This is a genomic window from Dethiothermospora halolimnae (assembly GCF_037577855.1).
GTDB lineage: Bacteria > Bacillota > Clostridia > Tissierellales > VENL01 > Dethiothermospora > Dethiothermospora halolimnae.
In genome coordinates this window covers 1-3576 of record NZ_JBAKFX010000118.1, presented here as the reverse complement: position 1 = coordinate 3576, position 3576 = coordinate 1, and the positions used below count along the sequence as shown (strand labels likewise).

The following is a 3576-nucleotide window of genomic DNA, read 5'->3' as shown; positions in this document are numbered from 1 at the left end:
ATTGGTCTTAATTTTATCTTGTCAATAAAATTGTACCCTATTTTTGGGGGTGGCAAGTATTTTATATATAAATTTGTAAAAATAAAGGTTTTGTCAAGGTTTTTTGATGAAACTTTTGACAAAACCTGTTAAATAGAAAGGGGTGTATTATGAAAACTATTATATTTTCAATTTTAGATCTAATATTATTGCCTACAGGTATATTTGTGCTTCTAAATTTAGATGTTTTAGCTGAAAAGTTTAAAGAAAAGTCAGAAAGTCACAACTATATGGGTGTAACCCCTACATCTGTTGAAAGGAATAAATTAGTATTTATGCTTATGAGTATAACAGCTATTTTAATTGGAGGATTAGGCATATCCCATAACTTCATTAGGCTTTTACACTGGCTAGTATAATATTATAACCATATTGCAATTCTTGTTTGTTATAAAAATTTTAGGGAGGTTAATAAATGAGTAGTTACTATTTTTTTCTTAGTTTTGCATTTCTCTTCTACTATTTATTCAGAAAGTTTGTGGATACTTCTTTACCTTTGATACCAATAATATATTCTTATAAAAACGCTGATGATGTTATAAATACTATAGAAATATTTATAATTTTATTTATAGGCGGTATTTTAGGTTTCTTTTTTCATTGGTTACTTAATTTAGTTTTTTAAATCTTAATTTTTTCCTTTTATCTTTCAAAAAGGATAATTATAAATATCACTGGGAATCACAAACTTCAAATAATAAAATGGTTCAGGGTTATTATTTATATAAATCCATCTTTCTAAGTCCAATATAAGCTTGTCATCTTCTAGATTTAACTCTAATTTTTCCATATCCTTCGGTTTTCTAGGTACTATAACTTGTTCCACCCTATCTATATTTACATTTAAATCCTCAATTATTATCTTGGCTAAAGAAGTAGTTAAATCATATTCCTTATCAATCTTTTTAAAGGTTTCATCAAAATATGAATGTTCAATGGCTATAGGTGTATTTTCTACATATCTCAATCGCTTTAAATAATAACATTCCTTGGTACTTGTCCACTTTAGTTTATCAAGTAATAGTTGATCAATATGTATCTTATCTTTTTCTACTACTTTGTTATAAGCTCTGATTCCTCTAGCTTTTAATGAATAGGTTAAACTTATAAGGGGTTCAAATCCATAGGTTGGATTTTTCCTTGCAACAAAGGTTCCTATGCCTTTCTTTTTGTATATGTATCCTTCATTTACAAGTATTGATACGGCCTCTCTAACCGTAGCTCTTCCCACATTATAACTTTCCATAAGCTCCTTTTCAGTAGGTATTTGGCTATCTATAGTCCACTTTTCCTTCTTTATTTTTTCTAAAATTTCTTCTTTTAACTGTAGATACAGTGGTATAGGTTTTCGTCTATTAACCATGTTTACCTCCAAAATATATTTTATTAGTAATAACAAAATTAATTGTTATCTATTCAATAGATAACAATTAGTTTTAATATAAATTATTAAGATCTTCCTAAATAAATTATTTCTTCAACTGGTAGTCCACAACGGGAACATTCTCTTCCATTTTCTATTATTTCCCCACATACTGGACATCTTTGATATAAAATATTATCATCTTCCATTTTAGTATTTATGTCTTCACAGTTTTCTATGTTTTTCTCTTTATTCCCTGTAACATTTATTAGGATAATTATATTAAGGGTTGCAATTATACATAATATAATAGCTACTGTTAGCAAATCTCTCTACCCCCTTTCCCTACTCCTTACTATAAATATATTCGTGGGGGAGTATTTATGTACATAAATTTTATGAAAATAAGTTGGGGGATTACAAATCCACTAACAACCAGCAAGCTAAAATATCCCCAATCTTCTAGCAACTAATGAACTAAAAAATTATTAATTTTTCAATAACCAACAAAAAAAGACGGTGTGTAACCGTCTTTTTGGGGTCTGAATATATTCAGACCCTACATATGTTTTAATTTGAATATTATTTTAAAATTATATATTTATTCTCAGTTATATATTAATTTATATATCAACCTTGACTTAAAGTTAATCCTTAACTTTAACCCCAAACCTTAGTCTTAGCCCCAATCTCAATCTTAACCTCATCTTCACCATTAACCTTAACTAAGTCTTCCTAACAAATAAGGAACAGCAGTTTCCACTCTAAGTATCCTATCTCCTAAGCTAACAACTTCAAAACCTATATTTTTCAACATATCTATTTCATAGGGTATAAATCCTCCCTCTGGTCCTATTGCCAGTGTTGTAGGTTTACTAATGTTCCTTGGACATTCTTTTTCTCCTGTTGGATGGCCTACTATTGCTTTTGTCCCCTTTATAATACTAGATAGTTCATCTTCTACAAAGGGTTTAAACAATTTCTTTATATGTATTTTAGGCAGTATAGTATCCTTTCCCTGTTCAAGACCTAATATCATATACTTAAGTAAATTTTCATCCTCTAAGTACTTACTAAGTAAGTAACTTTTATCGACCCTCCATGTTTTTATTAAGTATATTTCTTTAACTCCCATGGTTGTTACATCCTGGATTATTCTTTTTAATACCTTAGGTCTTGGCATGGCAAGTATTAGTTTTATATTTGATGGTTTTGGAGGATCTTCTTTTAGGGTTATATCCATCTCTAGGATTTTCTTATCCAATTTAGTTATTAGTCCCTCTCCCATTTTTCCGTTTAATAGTCCTACCTTTAATCTATCATTAACTTTGGCTCTATGTACCGATAATACATGTTTTAATCTTCTTCCTGTTAATTGTACTTTATTAGTGTCTATAAAATCTTCTTTATGTAGTATAATTAGGTTCATTTTTTTCTCCTTTTTCATTGCGAATAATAAATTCTCCGCTACCTTTTAAAACAATAGTTTTTGGTGTAGCCATTGGACAGGGCATGCCCTGTCCCTACATAAAACCGTAGGGTCTAAGCATACCTAGACCCTACGGTTTTACCATCATATTATATTAAGTTAAGGTTAACCCTTAACTTTAACCTTAACCCTATACTAGGCATTAATGCTATGTTCTATTCATTAAACTTTATTTTTACCTCACCGTGTTTTAACTCTTCAGATGTAAATATAAATTTATATTTTCCTTCTTTATATTCCCCTTCATTTACACCACTATATTCTTCTCCTATTGTAATATCTAGTATATCATTTCCATCTGGGTCTTCTATTTTAACACCCAAGGGCTCTCCTTCTACTTTTATATCTACTTCTAATTTCTTAGATTTTTCAATATCATAAGCTACCTCTTTAGTTCCCTGAAGATTGTCTATAGTTATTGAGTAGTGGCTAGGATTATCATCTATAGTGTTTCCTTGAAAATTATCCACACTATTTATGTCTTCTTTTCCGCATGCTCCTAACAATAATCCAGTTAAAACTATAATACATAATAAACCAATAGCTTTTTTCATTTTACCCCTCCTCGTATAATATAGTTAGAACATTTGATAGAAAATAAAGTTCTTTTCTACCGAACATTCTCACTAAAAATAACTTCAATATTCATATTCTTAAATAACCTTTTAATACAAAACTTATCTTA

The 3576-nt window shown here is 29.1% G+C and carries 6 protein-coding genes; 2 read left to right on the top strand and 4 right to left on the bottom strand.

The window, feature by feature from the left end:
• Positions 1-149: 149 nt before the first annotated feature.
• Together V6137_RS20685 and V6137_RS20680 are read left to right on the top strand one after the other, a co-directional pair.
• Positions 150-398: a hypothetical protein gene (locus V6137_RS20685; RefSeq protein WP_425449845.1), complete on the top strand. Its 249-nt coding sequence runs from the start codon at positions 150-152 to the stop codon at positions 396-398.
• Positions 399-454: 56 nt separating this feature from the next.
• Complete coding sequence (locus V6137_RS20680; RefSeq protein WP_425449844.1) at positions 455-664, top strand: hypothetical protein; 210 nt, start codon at positions 455-457, stop codon at positions 662-664.
• Positions 665-688: 24 nt separating this feature from the next.
• Here the strand turns inward: V6137_RS20680 and V6137_RS20675 are convergent, their stop codons facing one another.
• From V6137_RS20675 to V6137_RS20660, 4 genes are all read right to left on the bottom strand, one after another.
• The gene (locus tag V6137_RS20675; protein ID WP_425449843.1) at positions 689-1402 is read right to left on the bottom strand and encodes a GntR family transcriptional regulator; all 714 of its coding nucleotides are present in this window, start codon (positions 1400-1402) and stop codon (positions 689-691) included.
• Between the two features lie 86 nt (positions 1403-1488).
• The gene (locus V6137_RS20670; RefSeq protein WP_425449842.1) at positions 1489-1728 is read right to left on the bottom strand and encodes a hypothetical protein; all 240 of its coding nucleotides are present in this window, start codon (positions 1726-1728) and stop codon (positions 1489-1491) included.
• Between the two features lie 395 nt (positions 1729-2123).
• On the bottom strand, positions 2124-2849 hold the full coding sequence (locus tag V6137_RS20665) for a 16S rRNA (uracil(1498)-N(3))-methyltransferase (RefSeq protein WP_425449841.1): 726 nt from the start codon (positions 2847-2849) through the stop codon (positions 2124-2126).
• Positions 2850-3046: 197 nt separating this feature from the next.
• On the bottom strand, positions 3047-3445 hold the full coding sequence (locus V6137_RS20660; RefSeq protein WP_425449840.1) for a hypothetical protein: 399 nt from the start codon (positions 3443-3445) through the stop codon (positions 3047-3049).
• Between the last annotated feature and the right edge of the window lie 131 nt (positions 3446-3576).